Below are 17,636 nucleotides of genomic sequence, written 5' to 3' on the forward strand. Positions count from 1 at the left end.
CCGCCGGGGCGCGGTCGAGCTTTGCGATGCCGGAGACATAAGCATGTATGTCGAACACTTGGCACCGTCCTCGCCAGTAGCGCCGCCCCGGTGGGGGCGGGGCGGCGCTGCACGGCGTTCCGCCGCGCGACGCAGGTGGACATGTCCCACGGAAAACCCAGTGCCGTGTAGTATGGACGTCCGCGGATGTGTTACCGCTATCTATAACAACATCAACATCTTAGACCCCGTCCAACCTCGGACACCTGCAATTCTCGCCGGCTTGACTTTCGTTAAGGCCCCGCGCCCGCCCGTCCCGCATACCCCCATCACCGAGATTGGGCGAAGGAGAGCGCGATGCGCGAAGTCATGACCAAGAGCATGGCCCGCAACATATTCTACGGCGGGTCCCTGTTCTTCATTATCATCTTCGTGGGCCTGTCGGTGCATTCGCACCGCTACATCACCACGACATCCACCGACCACGAGGGCATCACCGAAAGCGTCGCCCTCGGCAAGCAGCTGTGGGAAAAGCACGCCTGCATCAACTGCCATTCGATCATGGGCGAGGGCGCCTATTTCGCCCCCGAGCTCGCCAACGTGATGACCCGCTGGGGCGTCCAGGACGACCCCGAGGGCGCCTACGAGGTGCTGCGCGGCTGGATGGAGGCGATGCCCACCGGAATCGAGGGCCGCCGCCAGATGCCGTATTTCGAGCTGACCGAGGAGGAATACCGCGCCCTGGCCGACTTCCTTCTCTGGACCGACGAGATCGACGCCCAGGGCTGGCCCCCGACCGACGCCGGCTGAGAAAGGACAAGAACAGATGAAATACGCAACTCAGAAGATCGCGCTGGCCTACTTCTCGGTCGCGCTCGCGCTCTTCGCGATCCAGATCGTGGGCGGGCTGCTCGTCGGCTACGTCTATATCGACCCCAACTTCCTGTCGGAGGTCCTGCCGTTCAACATCCTCCGGATGCTGCACACCAACTCGCTGGTGGTCTGGCTGCTGCTGGGCTTCTTCGGCGCGGCCTATTTCCTGATCCCGGAAGAGACCGAGCGCGAGATCCACTCGCTGATGCTTGCCTACCTCCAGCTGATCATCCTGGTCGTCGGCACGATCGGCGTCGTCCTGACCTATGTGTTCAACCTGTTCGAGGGCAACTTCCTGCTCGGCAAGGAAGGCCGCGAATTCCTCGAACAGCCCAAATGGGTCAAGGCCGGCATCGTCGTCGCCGCGCTGATCTTCCTCTACAACGTCACCATGACGGTCCTGAAGGGCCGCAAGACGGCGATCTCGAACGTGCTGCTCCTGGGCCTCTGGGGCCTGGCGCTGCTGTTCCTGTTCGCCTTCTACAACCCGGAGAACCTGGCGCTCGACAAGCAGTACTGGTGGTACGTCATCCACCTGTGGGTCGAAGGCGTGTGGGAGCTGATCATGGCCTCGATCCTGGCCTACCTGATGCTCAAGCTCACCGGCGTCGACCGCGAGGTGGTCGAGAAATGGCTCTATGTCATCGTCGCGCTGGCGCTGTTCTCGGGCATCCTGGGCACCGGCCACCACTACTACTGGATCGGCACGCCGGGCTACTGGCAGTGGATCGGCTCGATCTTCTCGTCGCTGGAAGTCGTCCCGTTCTTCGCGATGATGGCCTTCGCCTTCGTCATGGTCTGGAAGGGCCGCCGCGACCACCCGAACAAGGCCGCGCTGCTGTGGTCGCTGGGCTGCGCCACGCTGGCCTTCTTCGGCGCGGGGGTCTGGGGCTTCCTGCACACGCTGCACGGGGTGAACTACTACACCCACGGCACGCAGATCACGGCGGCGCACGGGCACCTGGCCTTCTACGGCGCCTATGTCTGCCTGAACATCGCGATCTTCACCTACGCGATGCCGATCCTGCGGAACCGCGACCCCTATAATCAGGTGCTGAACATGGCCGCCTTCTGGCTGATGTCCGGCGGCATGGCCTTCATGACCTTCACCCTGACCTTCGCGGGCACCGTGCAGACGCACATGCAGCGGGTGCTGGGCGAATACTACATGGACGTCCAGGACCAGCTCGACATCTTCTACGTGATGCGGTTCTTCTCCGGCGTCGCGGTGTTCATCGGCGTGCTGCTGCTGATCTACGCGCTCGCCTGGCCGCGCCGCGAAGTCATCACGGACGACGCGTCCGTGCCGGCGGAGTGATGACCATGGACGGCACTTATATCGAACGGGAGGGGGCGGCGAATGCCCCCTTCTACCTCCCCCAGGGCGACGAGTGCGACCTGTTCGCGGCCGCCCATGCCAACACCCTGCCGGTCCTGCTCAAGGGGCCGACGGGCTGCGGCAAGACCCGCTTCGTGGCCCACATGGCCGCGCGGCTGGGCCGGCCGCTCTATACCGTGGCCTGCCACGACGACCTGTCGGCGGCGGACCTGATCGGCCGCTACCTGCTGAAGGGCGGCGAGACGGTCTGGGTCGACGGCCCGCTGACCCGCGCGGTGCGCGAGGGCGCGATCTGCTATCTCGACGAGGTGGTCGAGGCGCGCAAGGACGTCACTGTCGTGCTGCACCCGCTGACCGACGACCGGCGCATCCTGCCGATCGACCGCACCGGCGAGGAGCTGGAGGCCGCGCCGGGCTTCATGCTCGTCGCCTCCTACAACCCCGGCTACCAGAACATCCTCAAGACGCTGAAACCCTCCACCCGGCAACGCTTCGTCGCGCTCGACTTCGACTTTCCCGCCGCGGCGGAAGAGGAACGCATCGTCGCGCAGGAAAGCGGCCTCGACCCGGCCCGCTGCAAGCCGCTGGTCCGCCTTGCGGGCAAGCTGCGCGGGCTGAAGGGGCAGGACCTGGAGGAAGGCGTCTCCACGCGGCTCGTCGTCTACACCGCCACCCTCATCGCGCAGGGCATGCCGGTGGAACGCGCGATCCGCGCGGCCATGGTGGAACCGCTCACCGATGACGAGGATATCAAACGCGGGCTCCTCGATCTGGTCACGGCAGTCTTTGGGTGAGGCCCGCCGATGACACGGATCCACTTCGAACCATGGGAACCCGAAGAAACCGTCGGGAAACTGTGGCATTCCTTCGCCAGTCGCCTGGATGCGCCAGAGGCGCATGAAGGAGCCGCGGTCGACCTCTCTGAGGTCGGCGGGCGGCTGGCGGTTCTCTTCCGGGGCCTGGGTGGCAGCCCGTCCGTCGAGCTGCGCCCGGTCTCGGAGGAGATCAGCCATCACCGGCTGTCCTGGCGCCGGCGTCTTGGCACCGAGGCCGAGACGGCGCCGCGCGCCAGCTTCGACGGCGAGGTGCTGCGCCTGCCCGCGCGGCTGGCCGTGTTCCCCGCGCGCGAGGCGAACGCCGCGCTCTATCTCTGGCTGGCCGCCGCGGCGGCCCATGCCCCCGACCGGCTGGCCGAGGACGACCCCCTTCGCGCCGACCTGCGCGCCCTGCGCGCGGCGCGCGCCATGGTGGCGGACACGCTGGCCGATGCGCCCGGCCTCGCCGGGCTCTACGAGGCGCTTTCCGAGGCCGTCGCGATGCAGCGGCCCGCGCGCCGACTGCCCGCGGCCGAGGCGCAGGTCGAAAGCGTGCTGCGCCACATGCTGGGCGAGCCGCTGCCCGAGGCCGCCCGCCCCCTCTGGGAGGCGATGACGAGCGGCGACCTCTCCGGCGTCACCGCCCCGCGCGGCTATCGCCCGTTCCGCCCGGTGCCGCTCTGGCCCGAGCTGCGCGAGATCGAGGCCAGCGCGCGGCACGAGACCGAGGACACCGAAACCGGCGAGGGCGAGCCCGAGACCGAGACCGAAGAGGGCAAGGCCCACCGCGCCAAGCGCAAGAAATCCGACCAGGCGGAACGCAGCGACAGCTTCATCCTGCACAAGTTCGAGGCCATCCTCAGCTGGGCGGAGTTCATGAACCTCAACCGCCGGGTGGACGACGACCCCGACAACGCCCGCAAGGCCGCCGACGACCAGGAGGAAATCGGGCTGGGCCAAATCAGCAAGGCGCCACCCACCAAGCTGAAACTGCATCTCGACCTCGCCCCAGAGGACGTCGACCGCGAACGGCTGTCGGCCGAGATCACCTATCCCGAATGGGACGCGCGCAGCGGCGCCTACCTGCCCGATCACGCCTGCGTCTTCGCCTCGGTGGCGGAACCGGCCGAAGACGCCCACGTCTTCCGCGACCCCGCCGCCGCCCGCCGCATCCGCGCCGTGAAACGCCAGTTCGAGGCGCTGCGCCCCGGCCGCGTCACCACGCGCGGCCATCTCGACGGCGACGCGCTGGACATCGAGGCCGCCGTGCGCGCCGAAACCGACCGCCGCGCCAATGGCGAGGGGACGGAACGGGTGTGGATGCAGACCCGCCCGCAAGCCCGCGACCTCGCCGTGTCGATCCTGCTGGACGTGTCGCGCTCCACCGAAAGCGCGGTGACCGGCCGCGCCGTCATCGACATCGAGCGCGAGGCGCTGGACGCGCTGGCGCTCGGCCTCGACGCCTGCGGCGACGACTTCGCCATCCACGCCTTCTCTTCGCTGAAGCGCAGCCGCGTCTACGTGCAGACCTGCAAGAGCTTCGCCGAGCCGATGGGGCCGATGGTCGAGCGCCGCCTCGCCACGCTGAGGCCCGGCTTCTACACCCGGATGGGCGCGGCGATCCGGCATGTCTCGGCGGAGCTGGCGCAGCAGTCGCGCAAGCGGCGGCTGCTGATCGTCATCACCGACGGCAAGCCCAACGACCTCGACCACTACGAGGGCCGCCACGGCATCGAGGACACCGCCATGGCCGTCCGCGAGGCGCGGCGCGCGGGGCAGTCCGTCTTCGGCGTCACCGTCGACCGCACCGGCAAGGCGTGGTTCCCGCGGCTGTTCGGCCAGGGCGGCTTCGCTGTGATCCCGGACCCGGAAAAGCTGATCTTCGCGCTGCCGCAGATCTACCGCCACCTGGTGGGCGCATGACCGAAGCGCGCGGTCTCGACGCCCTGCCCGGCGAGCTGATGATGTGGGTGCTGATCGTCAGCGAACTGATGGTCTTCGGCGCCGGGCTGACGGCGATGCTGGCCATGCGCCTGACCGATCCCGCGAGCTTCGCCGCGGCGCAGGAGCACCTGTTCCAGACCGGCGCCGCGCTGAACACCGTGGTGCTGATCACCAGCGGTTTCCTCGCCGCCCAGGCGCTGGCCTGGCGCCGCGCCGCCCGCCGCATGGCCGCCCGCGCCGCGCTGGCCGGCGCCGCCGCGCTGGGCGTGCTGTTCCTGTGGATCAAGGGCGCCGAATACGCCGCGAAGGCCGCCGACGGCATCGGCTGGGACAGCCACCCGTTCTTCACCTTCTATTACGGGCTCACCGGCTTCCACGCGGCCCATGTCGCCGCGGGGATCGTGCTGCTGCTGCTCGTCGCCTGGCGCGACGCGCCGCAGAACATCGAGGCCGGCGCCATGTTCTGGCACATGGTCGACCTTGTCTGGGTTCTGCTCTACCCCGTGGTGTACCTGCTCGGATGACCGGCCTGTCGCGCCCGCTCCTGCGCGCCTGGGCCTGGCTGACCGGCCTCAGCCTCGCCGCCGCGCTGGCCACGCTGGCCCCGGTCCCGCCCTGGGCCGTCGCCGCCGCAACGCTGCTGCTGGCGCTGGCCAAGGCGCGGCTGATCCTCGCCCGCTACCTCGACCTCGCCCGCGCGCCCTGCTGGCTCTCGGGCACCATGCTGGTCCTGGCGCTCTGGGCCGCGCTCGCCTTCGCGCTCTACGCCGCCCCCGCGCTCACGCCCTGAACGCCGCCGCCAGCTCCTCGGGCAGCGCGAACTCGTCCAGCACCCGCGCCCGCGCCTCGGGCGACATCTTGCGCGCGGTCTTCTCCACGATGTCCTGCACCTTTTCCGGCGGATGCTTCGCCGCGAAGGGCGCGAAATACCACTTCAGGAAGGTGAAGCAGATCACGTCCTCCAGCGCCTGCACCTGGTCGTCGCGCTTGATCCCCTCCTTGCGGATCATCCGCCCCACGGTCTCGACGTCCTCGTCGCCATAGCCCGCGGCCCGCATCAGCTCGCCCACCCGGTCGGCATGATGCTGCGCCAGCGTCCGGCGCCATTTCAGATAGCCCGCCCGGCCCTCGGGATACTCCGCCCGCGGGATCACCCAGCGTTCGATATGCTGCCCCCGCGCCGCGATCCGCAGCACGTCCGGCGCCTCGGGAAACAGCCGCTCCGCCTCCGCGCTCATCCGGCGGCCGTAAAGCTGTGCCTCGGGCTCGCCCTCGTCGCGGCGCGGATCGGCCGCGTTCGCCGCGTCGATCGCCTCCAGCACCTCGTCCAGCCGGCTCATGCCCGGCTCCACGCATCGGCCGGGTCGGCCTCGACATAGTCGCGCAGCTGGTCCACGTCGGCGATCTCGGCATGGTTACGGGAGATCTTCACCCCCGCCGGCTTCAGCCGCGAGAATGCCCGGCTCAGGCTCTCGGGCTTCATCCCCAGCCGCCCGGCGATCAGCACCTTGTCATAGGGCAGCGTCACCCGGCACGCCCCGTCCTCGGCATCGCACAGCGTCAGCAGGAACTGCGCCACCCGCTGCGCCCCGGTCTCGGCCTTCAGCTGCTCCAGCTGCTCGACCAGCGAATGCAGATGCGCGAAGGTCGACGCGATCATCGAGACGCAGGCTTCCGGGTCGCGCCGGATCAGCTGCAGCAGATCCTCGGCCGGGATCATCATCGTGCGGCAGGCCGTCGAGGCCTCGGCCGACACCGGGTAGTCGCGCCGCCGGAACGCCACCGCCTCGCCGAAGCTCTCGCCGCGGGTAAAGACGTTCACCACCGCCTCCGACCCGTTCGGCGCGATGCGGTACAGCTTCACCCAGCCGTCCAGCACCACATGCACACCGCCGCAGGGCTCGCCCTGCAGAAACAGCGTCTCGCCCCGGTCGTAGCTGCGGAACACCGCATGCGACAGGATCGGCTCGATATGCTGGTCCGGCAGCGACTGCATGAACAGTGAATGGCGGGCCACCGCCTTGTCGTTCTCGTGTGCCACTGGGGATTCCCTTTGTTCGCGGGAGCGGACGCTACACCACTCCACCGGGCAACGCACGCCCGGATTCGCCACCGGCATCCCGGGTCTTGACAATTGTCATGGCACGCCCGGCCCCGGCCCCCGATGCTGGCGCCGACAGATCCACGACGGAGCGCCACAGATGGACTACCAGAGCTACTTCCGCAGCCGCCTGACCGACCTGCGGGGCGAGGGCAACTACCGCGTCTTCGCCGAGCTGCAGCGCGACTGCGGCGGCTTCCCGGCCGCGCGGCACTACGCTGCCGACGGGGCGCGGGACGTGACCATCTGGTGCTCCAACGACTACCTCGGCATGGGCCAGCATCCGAAGGTGCTCGCCGCCATGCACGCCGCGCTCGACCGCTGCGGCGCGGGCGCAGGGGGCACGCGGAACATCTCGGGCACCACGCACGACCATGTCCTGCTGGAAAACGAACTCGCCGACCTGCACGGCAAACAGGCGGCGCTGCTGTTCACCTCGGGCTACGTGTCGAACTGGGCGGCGCTGGGCACGCTCGCCTCGCAAATCCCGGGCTGCATCGTGTTCTCCGACGCGCTGAACCACGCGAGCATGATCGAGGGCATCCGCCATTCCCGCGCGCAAAAGGTGATCTGGAAACACAACGACCTGGACGACCTGGAGGCGAAGCTCGCCGCCGCCCCCGCCGACGCGCCCAAGCTCATCGCCTTCGAGTCGGTCTATTCGATGGACGGCGACATCGCCCCCATCGCCGAGATCTGCGACCTCGCCGACCGCTACGGCGCGATGACCTACCTCGACGAGGTGCACGCGGTCGGCCTCTACGGCCCGCGCGGCGGCGGCGTGGCGGAACAGGAGGGGCTGATGCACCGCCTGACCGTGATCGAGGGCACGCTGGGCAAGGCGTTCGGCGTGGTCGGCGGCTATATCGCCGCCTCGGCCGAACTTTGCGACTTCGTGCGCAGCTTCGCCTCCGGCTTCATCTTCACCACCGCCCTGCCGCCCGCCGTGGCCGCCGGCGCCGCCGCCTCGGTCCGCCACCTCAAGGAATCCGCGGCCGAGCGCGAGATGCAGCGGCAGAGGGTGGCCGAGTTGCGCGCGCGGCTCGACGCGCTGGGCATCCCGCACCTGCCGAACCCCAGCCACATCATCCCGGTGATGGTGGGCGACCCGGTGAAGTGCAAGTTCATCTCGGACACGCTCATGAACGAATTCGGCATCTACATCCAGCCGATCAACTATCCCACCGTCCCGAAAGGTACCGAGCGGCTGCGCATCACCCCCTCGCCGGTCCATTCGGCGGCCGACATCGACCGGCTGGCCGAGGCGCTTGGCGAGCTGTGGATGCGCTGCCAGATCGCGCGCAGGCCGATGGCGGCGCAGTAGCGCGGATCGCCCCGATGCGTCCGTGCGCCCCGGCCCTTGCGCCGGGGCTTTTCTTTGCCGCCCCTGCGGCGTGGCCGGCCACAAGAAAAGACCCGGCCGCGCGGGGCGACCGGGCCGGGGGTCCAAAGAGTGGTGGCTTTCTGTCGGAAAAGCGTCAGGACCCCAGGGAAGCAAGATAGGCGGCCATGTCGTCGGCGCCCTTGCGGTGCTTGTAGGTCATCTTGGTGCGCACCCGGTCCTCGTCCAGCACCTCCTGCAGCCAGGCCTTCGGATCGGTGATGTAGGCGGCCAGGTTCTCTTCGTCCCAGACGAGCCCTTCCTCGCCCGCGGCCGCCAGCGAGTCGCCGTAGCGGAAGTCCTCGACCCCGGCCACGGGCCGGCCGATCACACCATAGAGGTTCGGGCCGGTGCGGCCGCCCTTCTGGATCGCGTTGCCCTCGTCGTCGACGATGGCGTGGCACGACTTGCAGCGGCGGAAGTCCTCTTCGCCCGCGGCCGGATCGGCCGCCTGTGCCGTGCTCGCAAGCATCGGCAGCACCGCCAGGGCCGAAAGCATCCTGTTGATTCTCATCCTTTTCTCCTCTCGTTCAGGTCTCGCTCAAGGGGTAAAGGCTCTCCAGCCGCGCCTCCTTGACTTTGCTCAAGAGCCGCCTGGCCTCGGCCCCGCCACGGGCCAGGCACAGCCCCGTCGACAGCGCGTCGGCCAGGGCGGCGGAGGGTGCGCTCACCGAGATCTGGCGGATCGTCGGCCGCACGGCCGCGCCTTTGCGCGGGTCGAGGATGTGGCCGATGCGGCCCGCGTCATCCAGGACGGTGCCCAGCGGCGCCGAGGTGGCGAGCGCCCGGCCGCTGAGCGCGCGCGGCTGCCGCTCTCCCTGGATCGTCACGGGCCAGCCCTCGGCCTCCTGCGGCCCGCCCAGCGCCAGGATCTCGCCGGTGTCGATCAGCACGTCCGCCACGCCCTCGGCCCGCATCAGCCGGGCGACGCGGTCGGCGATGTAGCCCTGGGCGATGCCGTTCAGCGTCAGCCGCTGGCCGGGGCCCAGCCGGACCGCCGCGCTGTCGAACACGACCCGGTCGAAGCCGATGGCCGCGCGGGCCTGCGTCAGGTCGGCCGGGACCGGCGCGTGGCCCTGCGCATGTGCCTCGGCCAGCACCTGCCACAGCGGCTGCACCGTCGGGTCGAACGCGCCCCCGGTCGCCCCGTGGACGCGGCGCGCCGTGGCAAGGCAGTCCAGCATCTCGAAGGACGGGGCCGCGAGGCGGCCGGCAGCGTTCAGCCGCGACAATTCCGAGGCCGGGCGATAGAGGCTGAAGATATCCTCCAGCCGGTCGATCTCGGCCATGGCGGCGCGGGTAATCCGGGCGGCCTCGGGGTGGTCGAGCACGATCTGCGCCCGCGCGCCCAGCGCTGTGCCCTGCCAGCGAAAGGCCTGCGCGGCCGGCGCGGCGAGACAGGCGGCGGAGGCGATGGTGAAGAAACGGCGGCGGGTCAGGGTCATGTCAGTGGCTCCCCTCGTGGCGGGACAGCGCGCCGAGCCGGGCGGCGATGTCGGTGTCGGTTGCGTGCGGCTCGGGCGGGGCGGTGTTCAGCACGTCGGCGGCCGCGATCTCGTCGAAGCGGCGGAGCGCGCCGCCGTGATCCACCACGAAGGCACGCGCCGCGGCTTCGTCGGAGAAGGGCACGAATTCCGGCGCCCCCATGCCGCCCATCCGGTCGGAGCCGATGACGTAGACCGCCTCGGACACCTCGACCCAGCCGGCCGGCTCGGCCCAGCTGTCGGCGCCGGCCATGTCCTGCACGTAGGTGGCCACCACGGCGTGCGCCTGTTCGGGCATGTGCAGATAGGCGATGGCATCCTTCACCTGGCTGAAGAACAGCGGCGCGGCCATCCCGTCGAGGTGGATCTGCCCCTTCGGCCCGTCGTGGGTCAGAAGATCCATCTGGCAGTAGTGGCCGACCGCGCCGGCGGTGAGCTCCACCGGGGCGGGCAGCTCGGCGATGTCCTCCTTGCAGGCGGCCAGCGCCAGCGCGGAGAGGGTCAGGAGAAGAAGGCGTGTCATGGTTGCACCCGTGCAAAGGCGGCCCGGGCCAGCAGCGCCGCGGCCACCGGCCAGGCGATCAGCGACGCGAGCGGTTTCCAGGCCGCGATGGAATGGGCCGCGCCGGCGAGGCCGGAGGCGGCGCCGACGGCGTCGGACGCGGCGAGGTTGAAGATGCGAAAGGCGTCGGCGGGGTTGGCGACCAGCAGCCACGGGAAGACCCGCGTGGTGAAGGCGCCGCCGTCGTCGGCGACGATGGCCGCCAGCAGGCCCAGGTCGTAAAGCACGATCGCCACCAGCCACAGCCCGATGGCCATGCCGGCCGCGCCCGAGGGCCGCCGCGACAGGCACGACATCGCGTGCCCCAGCGCGAGGAACGCGGCGCCCAGCAGCACCGAGGTCCAGATCAGCCGGATCAGCGCGGGCAGGCCGGCGGCGGCATCCGCGCCGCCCAGGCCGAAGGCCACCCCCGCCGCCACGGCATAGCCCAGCACCACCGCCAGCGCGACGACGCCGAGCTGCGCCAGGAGCTTGCCCAGCAGCATCTCGCCCCGGCCGATGGGATAGGTCAGGTGCAGGGGCAGCGTGCCGCGCTCCACCTCGCCGGCCACCGCGTCGAAGGAGATCAACAGCGCGATCAGCGGCACGAGATAGACCGACAGCGAGGTCAGGCTCGCCACCGTGATCGACAGGCGGTCGACGCCGAGGTCGCCGGTGGGGGCCGAGCCCGCGACCGACAGGACCAGCGAGAACAGCGCCATCATCGCCACCGCGATGGCCACCCAGCGGTTGCGCAGCGCGATGGCGAACTCGATCCGGGCGGTGGAGAAGATTCGGGACAGCATCACGCGGCCCTCCGGCTGATATGGGCATAGATGTCGTCGAGCCCCGGGGGCACGACGTCGAAATCGGCGATGGCATCGGCGGCGCCGGACAGGCGCGTCATCATCTCGAGCTTCGCGGTCTGCGGGCAGGTCAGGGTCAGCATGCCGGCGGCCGCCGTCGCCTCGGGGAAGGCGCTGGCCACCATCGATTCGCGGCCCGCCTTGGCGCGGACATGCACCGTCAACGGCAGCGCGGCCTGCGTGCGCAGGTCGCCCAGCGTGCCCTCGGACACCTTGCGCCCCTTGGACAGGATGACGATGCGGTCGGTCCGCGCCTCCACCTCCGACAGCGCGTGCGAGGACAGAAGGATCGCCGTGCCGCGGGCGGCCAGCTCGTCCAAGAGGGCGTAGAACTCGCGGCGCGAGACCGGGTCGAGGCCCGAGGTCGGCTCGTCCAGCACCATCAGGCGGGGGCTGCCGATCAGCGCCTGTGCCAGACCGACGCGCTGGCGCATCCCCTTGGAATAGGTGCCGATCCGGCGGCGCGCGGCATCGGCCAGCCCGACCTTGTCCAGGAGCGCGTCGGCGTCCTTGGGGTTGCCGCCGCGCAGGCGCAGGTAGTGGCGGATCTGCTCGCGCCCCGTCAGCGCCGGATGGAACGCCACGTTCTCCGGCAGGTAGGCGGTAAGCGCGCGCGCGACGGGCGAGCCGGGGGCGTGGCCGGCGACCGAGATGTCGCCCGCGCTGCGGTCGACTAGGCCGAGGACCAGCTTCATCAGCGTGGACTTGCCCGCGCCGTTATGGCCCAGGAGCGCCACGCGCTCGCCCGCCTTCAGCTCCAGGTCGACGGCGTCGAGGGCGGTGTCGCGACCGTAGCGCTTAGTCAGGTTGGAAAGGCTGAGTATCGTCATCGGTTTCTCCGGTCGCCCAGAGCGGTTCGGCCCGGGCCAGCGTCATCACGTCTTGCGGCACTTCCGGCGTCGGCGGGGCGGTCAGCGGGTGGCTGTCGACCACGCCGCCGGGCAGCGTCGCGGGGAATTGCGCCTGGCTCCAGCGCACCAGCTGCACGGCGGGCGCGCCGAGCAGCAGCTTGGCGGAAGGTTGCGACCACAGGATGTGGTCCATCAGGTCGTTGGGGCGGTACGGGCTGTCGGCCCGCGCATCGCCGTCGAGGTCGAAGGCCGGGTGGTCCGACCAGAAGTTGCCGCGGCCCTCGAAGCTCCATTCGACGTCGCGGGTACCGACGTATTTCACCTGCGTGCGGTTGCCGATGAAGGCGTTGCCGGTGATCGTGTTCCGCTCGGACCCGGCGGTGAAGTGGATGCCGATATCGCAGCCGTCGAAGCGGTTCTCGGCCAGAAGGTTCTGATGCGAGTTGTAGACGAAGGCGCATTTCGCGGCGCCGCCGGTCACCAGGTTGGCGAAGACGTCGGATTTCTTGGTGTAGTTCAGCATCACGCCGTAGTCGCGGTCGTTGATCGAGATGTTGTCCCGCGCCACGATCCGGTCGGAATACATCATCGCGAAGCCGAGGTGGTTGCCGATCGAGATGTTGCCGACGACCTCGCTGTCGTTGGTGTACATGTAGTGGACGGCGAAGCGCAGGTCGCGCATCAGGTTGTTGCGATAGACGTTGCGCTTGGACACGTTGGAAAAGATGCCGTCGCGGCCGTAGCGGATCTCGTTATCCTCCACGACAGAGCCGGGGGCGTTCCAGACATAGACGCCGTTGCCCCGGTCGTTCATCCGGTCGAGGCGCAGGCCCTCGATCCGGTTGCCCCTGACCAGCGCGTCGCGGGCGCCGTGGATGTCGACCCCGACGAGGTTGCCCTTGAGGTCGTTGTCGAGAACACGCGCGTTGCGGGCCTTCTTGGTCAGCTTGACACCGGCATTGATGGGTTCGTGCACCCGGCCGGAATTCACGATGGTCAGGCCCTGGACCGTCACGTCGGCCGCATCGACCGTGACGACGGAGCCTTCGCCGCCGCCGTCGATCACCGCGCCGTCCGTGCCCGTCAGGGTCAGCGAAATCTCGATCGCCACCGGGCCGGCGTACCGGCCCGGGGCAAGGACGAGCTCGTCCCCCGCCTCTGCGCGGTCCAGCGCGAGGACGAGCGCGTCGTCGCCCGGCTGCACCTCGACGCGGGCCGCAAGCGCGGGCGCGGCGAGGATCAGCGCGAGAAGGAGGGGGACGAGACGTGTCATGTGCCGGTGGGCTCCACGAACATGCGGCCGCGCATTTCCATGTGCAGCGCGTGGCAGAACCACTGGCAGTAGTACCAGTAGACACCCGGCTTCGACGCGATGAAGGTGGCCGAGGCGGTGGCCTGCGGCGCGAGCTCCATCGCGACCCCGTGGTTGTTCAGCGTGAAGCCGTGGGTCAGGTCGTCGATGTCGTCGAGGTTGGTGACATAGACCGTGACCTCGTCGCCCTGCTTGACCGTGAAGCTTTCCAGGCTGAACTGCGGCGCCTCGGACGTCATGTAGACGCGCACCTTGTTGCCGTCGCGGATCACCTGGTCCTGCCAGTCGTCGAGGTCGACGCCGTCCGCCTCGGCCTGGGCGCGGGCGTCGGCCCACATCGGGTCGTTCCGGTCCCAGACCGATTTCGGCGTCACCACCGAGCGGTGGACGATGATCGAGTCGTGCGGCTCGGCGAAGGTCGGGCCGTCATGCACCAGCTCCATCTCGGTGCCGTTCAGCGCGAAGAGCTGCTCGTTCTCCGGCTTCAGCGGGCCCACGTTCAGGAAGCGGTCCTTCGAGAACTTGTTCATCGAGATGTACCACTTGCCGTCCGCCTCCAGCGTTTCGCCCATCGAGGTGGAGTTGTGGCCGGGCTGGTAGTGGACGTCCTTCTTGTTGAGGATCGGATCCACCTCCTCGCCGTTATAGGCGCGCACGGCGTCGGCGAGGTTCCACATCACGACCTGGCTGTCGAGGAACAGCGTGGTAAAGGCGTTGCCCTTGCCGTCGAAGCAGGTGTGAAGCGGCCCGAGGCCCAGTTCCGGCTCGGCCACCACGACCGAGCGGGGATCGAGGCTGTCGTCCTCGAACAGCGCGTCGAACTTGGTGACGTCCAGCACCGACACGGTCGGCGACAGCTTGCCCGCGATGCAGAGGTGCTTGCGGTCCGGCGCCATGTTGATGCCGTGCGGGCTGTTCGGGATCGGCACGTAACGGGTGTAGTTCTTGTTCTGCCCCTTGCGGCCGTCCAGGACCTTCACGCCGTTCAGCTCGATATAGTCGCCGTTCTCGATGCCCTTCTCGATCTCGGCGATGTTGAAGATGACGACGTGGTCCATCTCGGCTTCCATCATCTCGGCGAGGTTCATCCCCATTTCCGAGTTGTAGGAGGTCGAGAAGGCGTATTTGCCGTCATAGTCGGCATCGGTGTTGTCGAGGTTGCCCGACACCATCACCTGCCACGCGACCTTCATCTCGTCCGCGTCGATGGCGGTATAGAAGTTCACGTACTTGGACGGTTCGTCCAGCACCGACCCGTCGTTGACCATCGGCACCTCGTCCTCGCCGTTGGCGAAGACGTAGTTGGTGCGCGGCCATTTCTGCGGCCGCAGGCCGTGGATCGCCTTGGCGTTGGGGATGTCGATGATCTTGTCGGGCTTCATCACGTCGCAGCGCACGCGGGCGACGCGGGTGTTGGCCTTGTCGTTCATGAACAGGAACCGGCCGTCGTACTTGCCCTCGGTAAAGGACATGTGGACGTGGTGCAGGTCACCGTTGTCGTGGACGGTCTTGCCCTGCGCGGCTAGGAACTCCTTGGTCTCCGGCAGCATGTCCTGGGTCAGGATCTTCAGGCTCTCGTTGGTCTGGCCCCAGCCGGTGGCCGAGCAGCGGTTGAAGACCGGCACCCGCATCAGCTCGCGCATCGACGGCACGCCGAGAATGCGCATCTCGCCGGTCTGGCCCGAGGACCAGAAGCCGTAATACTCGTCCAGTTCGCCGGGCGCGGGGCTGGCGTGATCGCCGGACTGCGCCCAGGAGGCTTTGGTGCTGGCCGCGGTGGTGACCGCAGCGGCCCCGCCGAGCAGGCCCAGCCGGCCCGCCGCGCCGCCGCCGACGAGTGCCGCGCCGGTGGCGGTGGCGCCCATGAAGCCGCGGCGGCTCAGGCCCTTCTTCTCTGTGTCAGACATTCTCCGTCTCCTTCCTACGGTTGGTCATGTTCGGGTGGTTGGCGACCGTCGCGTCGAGCGTGCGGTCGGGGGCGCCCATCTTGGCGCGCCGCTTCATCTTGCGGATCACCACGGGGCATTTCGCTTCGGACTGGTACAGCACCTGGCAGTGCAGGCAGTTGATGCACTCGTTCGGGTTGATCTCTCCGGTCGGGTGGATGGCGTCGACCGGGCACTCGTTGGCGCAGGTCTGGCAGGGGTTGCCGCACTCGTGGTAGCGCTTGAGCCAGTCGAACATCCTGAGCCGCGCGGGGATCGCCAGCGCCGCGCCCAGCGGGCAGAGATAGCGGCAGAAGAACCGCTCCACGAACAGCCCGGCGATGATCAGCGCGGCGGCATAGGCCACGAACGGCCAGGCGCGGATGAAGTTCAGCACGATGGCGGTCTTGAACGGCTCCACCTCGGCCAGCGCCTCGGCCTGCTCGATAGAGGCGAGCGAGACGCCGAACAGCCCCAGGAAGATCATGTACTTCACCGGCCACAGGCGCTCGTGCAGGCCCCAGGGCAGGGTGATCTGCGGGATGCCCAGCTTGCGGCCGATGCGGTTCGACAACTCCTGCAGCGCGCCGAACGGGCAGAGCCAGCCGCAATAGGCGCCCCGGCCCCAGAAGATCAGCGCGGCGGCGACGGCGAACCACAGGATGAAGGTCAGCGGGTCCAGCAGGAAGGCCTGCCAGCTGAAATCGGTGGTCAGCGCGCCGAACAGCGCCATCAGGTTGACGACCGACAGCTGCGCGTTGGCGTACCAGCCCAGGAAGACCAGCGTGACCGTCAGGAAAGACATGCGGAACCAGAAGGTGAACCGCTCCGACCGCGTCACGTAGCTCTGGAAGAAGAACGCCAGGGTCAGCATCGCCAGCATCGCGCCGAGCCCGGCGATCTCCAGCGTGTTGTCGGCCCAGATCCGCTTCCAGAGGGCCTGCTGCGCGGCGGCCTCGCTCTCGGGCGTGTCGACCACGGGGGACGGCTCCGGCGCGACCTCGCGGGTGAAGCGGGCGGGCAGCTGGTAGCCCAGCTCGAAGGTGGTGAAGACCTTCTCGATGGCCGCCACCTCGCGCTGAACCAGCAGCTGCAGGCGGAACGGCTTCGTCGGGTCGAAGCCGACATCGGCGGGGATCTTGAACAGGTCGCGCTCGGTGAACTCGGGCGCGTCGTCCAGCGCGATGGGGCCCATGCGCCGGTGGCCGCGGTCGCGGAAGCGCACCGTCACGTCGTCCTGGATCAGCACGATCCGGTCGAAGATGCCGCCCCGCACATAGCCCGAGCCCTTGAAGGAATACATCCCGCGCCCGACCACGGCGATGGCGTGCTCGCCCTCGTCCAGCCACTCCTGCAGGTTGCGGTTGTCCGCCTCGCCCAGGATCGCCTCGCCGATCGGCGGCACGCTGACCAGCGCCATCTGCATGTCGATGAAGGTCGTCTCCGGCGGCTCCTCCAGCGCGCGCTCGGCGGCGCGCGGGTCGTCCATCGCGGCGAAGGCGGCGTTGACCTGGCCCACGTCCAGCGACATCCGGCGCACGGTGCCGTCGCCTTCCATCTGCATCCAGCTGTCCGGCGCGGCCGCATCGGCGTTCAGCTCCAGCACCGGGCCGTCGGAAACCTCGGGCGACAGCCCGCCCAGCCCCAGCGCCCGCGCCACCTTCAGCCCCGCGCGCACGATGGAATCGTCGATCACCATGACGGTGACCGTGGCGCCGGAGATGATGTTGAGGTCGTGCGAGGAGCCGCGTTCCTCGGCCTCGGCCACCAGGTCGAGCCCGCGATACTCGGCGACCATCGCCTTGATCTCGCGGTCGGGGATGCCGATCAGCACGATGGGTTCGGAATGCTTGACCAGGTCGACGCCGAGGACGCGGGCGTCGCTGTCGACGGCGACCATGGTGTGGATCGGCTTGCCGGAATAGCCCGTGGTCCCGACGAAGTCGGACGTCACGAAGACATGGCCGATCTCTTCGCCCACGCGCAAAAGCGGGGCCACCGGCACGTCGTCCCGGATCGGGCCGTAGGCATCGGCCCCCTCCACCAGATCCGCCGGGGCGACCTTTGGCAGAAAGCGGGACAGGACCGGCGACGTCTGCGCCGCGGCCGGCAGCGTGGCCAGCACCGCCAGCAAAAGCGTGACGGCGCCGGCGAGGCGTGCGAACGATGTAGGTGCGCGTTTCATGACCAGCTTTCTAGCCGGTCGGCGGGCGGTGACTCTTGAC

17 protein-coding genes are annotated in these 17,636 nt (G+C 69.0%); 7 read left to right on the plus strand and 10 right to left on the minus strand.

All coding sequences use genetic code 11. The features are described from left to right. Positions 1-336 precede the first annotated feature (336 nt). From P1J78_RS16870 to P1J78_RS16895, 6 genes are read left to right on the plus strand one after another with little or no spacing between them, the layout of a single operon-like run. Positions 337-789 carry a c-type cytochrome gene (locus P1J78_RS16870; protein WP_275568549.1) on the plus strand — a complete coding sequence of 151 codons (453 nt, stop codon included), beginning with the start codon at positions 337-339 and terminating at the stop codon, positions 787-789. 16 nt (positions 790-805) lie between these two features. After that, positions 806-2,170: a cbb3-type cytochrome c oxidase subunit I gene (locus P1J78_RS16875; RefSeq protein ID WP_275568550.1), complete on the plus strand. Its 1,365-nt coding sequence runs from the start codon at positions 806-808 to the stop codon at positions 2,168-2,170. Positions 2,171-2,175: 5 nt separating this feature from the next. Continuing rightward, on the plus strand, positions 2,176-2,985 hold the full coding sequence (locus P1J78_RS16880) for a CbbQ/NirQ/NorQ/GpvN family protein (protein ID WP_275568551.1): 810 nt from the start codon (positions 2,176-2,178) through the stop codon (positions 2,983-2,985). Positions 2,986-2,994: 9 nt separating this feature from the next. After that, the gene (locus tag P1J78_RS16885; RefSeq protein WP_275568552.1) at positions 2,995-4,929 is read left to right on the plus strand and encodes a nitric oxide reductase activation protein NorD; all 1,935 of its coding nucleotides are present in this window, start codon (positions 2,995-2,997) and stop codon (positions 4,927-4,929) included. After that, positions 4,926-5,474 (plus strand): cytochrome c oxidase subunit 3, encoded by a 549-nt coding sequence (locus P1J78_RS16890; protein WP_275568553.1) that lies wholly within the window; start codon positions 4,926-4,928, stop codon positions 5,472-5,474. Before P1J78_RS16885 ends, P1J78_RS16890 begins: the two co-directional genes overlap by 4 nt. After that, entirely contained in the window at positions 5,471-5,740 is a 270-nt protein-coding gene (locus tag P1J78_RS16895) for a cytochrome C oxidase subunit IV family protein (protein ID WP_275568554.1), read from the plus strand. Before P1J78_RS16890 ends, P1J78_RS16895 begins: the two co-directional genes overlap by 4 nt. Here P1J78_RS16895 and P1J78_RS16900 read toward each other — a convergent pair. Then, positions 5,730-6,290, minus strand: a complete 561-nt coding sequence (locus P1J78_RS16900; protein ID WP_275568555.1) for a DUF4202 domain-containing protein — start codon at positions 6,288-6,290, stop codon at positions 5,730-5,732. The genes P1J78_RS16895 and P1J78_RS16900 overlap by 11 nt on opposite strands. Next, the gene (locus P1J78_RS16905; protein WP_275568556.1) at positions 6,287-6,991 is read right to left on the minus strand and encodes a Crp/Fnr family transcriptional regulator; all 705 of its coding nucleotides are present in this window, start codon (positions 6,989-6,991) and stop codon (positions 6,287-6,289) included. Before P1J78_RS16905 ends, P1J78_RS16900 begins: the two co-directional genes overlap by 4 nt. A 160-nt stretch (positions 6,992-7,151) precedes the next feature. Between P1J78_RS16905 and hemA the strand changes: the two genes are divergently transcribed. Next, positions 7,152-8,375: a 5-aminolevulinate synthase gene (gene hemA, locus P1J78_RS16910; RefSeq protein WP_275568557.1), complete on the plus strand. Its 1,224-nt coding sequence runs from the start codon at positions 7,152-7,154 to the stop codon at positions 8,373-8,375. A 154-nt stretch (positions 8,376-8,529) separates the two neighbouring features. On the opposite strand, the gene P1J78_RS16915 is transcribed toward hemA, so the two are convergent. From P1J78_RS16915 to P1J78_RS16950, 8 genes are read right to left on the minus strand one after another with little or no spacing between them, the layout of a single operon-like run. Next, a complete protein-coding gene (locus tag P1J78_RS16915) occupies positions 8,530-8,946 on the minus strand; it encodes a c-type cytochrome (RefSeq protein ID WP_275568558.1) in 417 nt (138 codons plus the stop codon). A gap of 16 nt (positions 8,947-8,962) precedes the next feature. Next, complete coding sequence (locus tag P1J78_RS16920) at positions 8,963-9,877, minus strand: FAD:protein FMN transferase (protein WP_275568559.1); 915 nt, start codon at positions 9,875-9,877, stop codon at positions 8,963-8,965. Position 9,878: 1 nt separating this feature from the next. Continuing rightward, the gene (locus tag P1J78_RS16925) at positions 9,879-10,439 is read right to left on the minus strand and encodes a nitrous oxide reductase accessory protein NosL (RefSeq protein WP_275568560.1); all 561 of its coding nucleotides are present in this window, start codon (positions 10,437-10,439) and stop codon (positions 9,879-9,881) included. Next, positions 10,436-11,263, minus strand: a complete 828-nt coding sequence (locus P1J78_RS16930) for an ABC transporter permease (protein WP_275568561.1) — start codon at positions 11,261-11,263, stop codon at positions 10,436-10,438. The genes P1J78_RS16925 and P1J78_RS16930 overlap by 4 nt, the downstream gene beginning before the upstream one ends. Then, complete coding sequence (locus tag P1J78_RS16935) at positions 11,263-12,153, minus strand: ABC transporter ATP-binding protein (RefSeq protein WP_275568562.1); 891 nt, start codon at positions 12,151-12,153, stop codon at positions 11,263-11,265. Before P1J78_RS16935 ends, P1J78_RS16930 begins: the two co-directional genes overlap by 1 nt. Beyond that, a complete protein-coding gene (locus P1J78_RS16940; RefSeq protein ID WP_275568563.1) occupies positions 12,122-13,447 on the minus strand; it encodes a nitrous oxide reductase family maturation protein NosD in 1,326 nt (441 codons plus the stop codon). Before P1J78_RS16940 ends, P1J78_RS16935 begins: the two co-directional genes overlap by 32 nt. After that, on the minus strand, positions 13,444-15,393 hold the full coding sequence (gene nosZ, locus P1J78_RS16945; protein WP_275568564.1) for a TAT-dependent nitrous-oxide reductase: 1,950 nt from the start codon (positions 15,391-15,393) through the stop codon (positions 13,444-13,446). Before nosZ ends, P1J78_RS16940 begins: the two co-directional genes overlap by 4 nt. Continuing rightward, entirely contained in the window at positions 15,386-17,596 is a 2,211-nt protein-coding gene (locus P1J78_RS16950; RefSeq protein WP_275568565.1) for a NosR/NirI family protein, read from the minus strand. Before P1J78_RS16950 ends, nosZ begins: the two co-directional genes overlap by 8 nt. Positions 17,597-17,636 lie beyond the last annotated feature (40 nt).

This window comes from Psychromarinibacter sediminicola (assembly GCF_029168335.1).
GTDB lineage: Bacteria > Pseudomonadota > Alphaproteobacteria > Rhodobacterales > Rhodobacteraceae > Psychromarinibacter > Psychromarinibacter sediminicola.

Excerpts from the sequence above, each read along its gene's own strand:
- P1J78_RS16870 (WP_275568549.1), top strand. The coding sequence starts at position 337 with ATGCGCGAAGTCATGACCAAGAGCATGGCCCGCAACATATTCTACGGC.
- P1J78_RS16875 (WP_275568550.1), top strand. The coding sequence starts at position 806 with ATGAAATACGCAACTCAGAAGATCGCGCTGGCCTACTTCTCGGTCGCG.
- P1J78_RS16880 (WP_275568551.1), top strand. The coding sequence starts at position 2,176 with ATGGACGGCACTTATATCGAACGGGAGGGGGCGGCGAATGCCCCCTTC.
- P1J78_RS16885 (WP_275568552.1), top strand. The coding sequence starts at position 2,995 with ATGACACGGATCCACTTCGAACCATGGGAACCCGAAGAAACCGTCGGG.
- P1J78_RS16890 (WP_275568553.1), top strand. The coding sequence starts at position 4,926 with ATGACCGAAGCGCGCGGTCTCGACGCCCTGCCCGGCGAGCTGATGATG.
- P1J78_RS16895 (WP_275568554.1), top strand. The coding sequence starts at position 5,471 with ATGACCGGCCTGTCGCGCCCGCTCCTGCGCGCCTGGGCCTGGCTGACC.
- P1J78_RS16900 (WP_275568555.1), bottom strand. The coding sequence starts at position 6,290 with ATGAGCCGGCTGGACGAGGTGCTGGAGGCGATCGACGCGGCGAACGCG.
- hemA (WP_275568557.1), top strand. The coding sequence starts at position 7,152 with ATGGACTACCAGAGCTACTTCCGCAGCCGCCTGACCGACCTGCGGGGC.
- P1J78_RS16915 (WP_275568558.1), bottom strand. The coding sequence starts at position 8,946 with ATGAGAATCAACAGGATGCTTTCGGCCCTGGCGGTGCTGCCGATGCTT.
- P1J78_RS16920 (WP_275568559.1), bottom strand. The coding sequence starts at position 9,877 with ATGACCCTGACCCGCCGCCGTTTCTTCACCATCGCCTCCGCCGCCTGT.
- P1J78_RS16925 (WP_275568560.1), bottom strand. The coding sequence starts at position 10,439 with ATGACACGCCTTCTTCTCCTGACCCTCTCCGCGCTGGCGCTGGCCGCC.
- P1J78_RS16930 (WP_275568561.1), bottom strand. The coding sequence starts at position 11,263 with ATGCTGTCCCGAATCTTCTCCACCGCCCGGATCGAGTTCGCCATCGCG.
- P1J78_RS16935 (WP_275568562.1), bottom strand. The coding sequence starts at position 12,153 with ATGACGATACTCAGCCTTTCCAACCTGACTAAGCGCTACGGTCGCGAC.
- P1J78_RS16940 (WP_275568563.1), bottom strand. The coding sequence starts at position 13,447 with ATGACACGTCTCGTCCCCCTCCTTCTCGCGCTGATCCTCGCCGCGCCC.
- nosZ (WP_275568564.1), bottom strand. The coding sequence starts at position 15,393 with ATGTCTGACACAGAGAAGAAGGGCCTGAGCCGCCGCGGCTTCATGGGC.
- P1J78_RS16950 (WP_275568565.1), bottom strand. The coding sequence starts at position 17,596 with ATGAAACGCGCACCTACATCGTTCGCACGCCTCGCCGGCGCCGTCACG.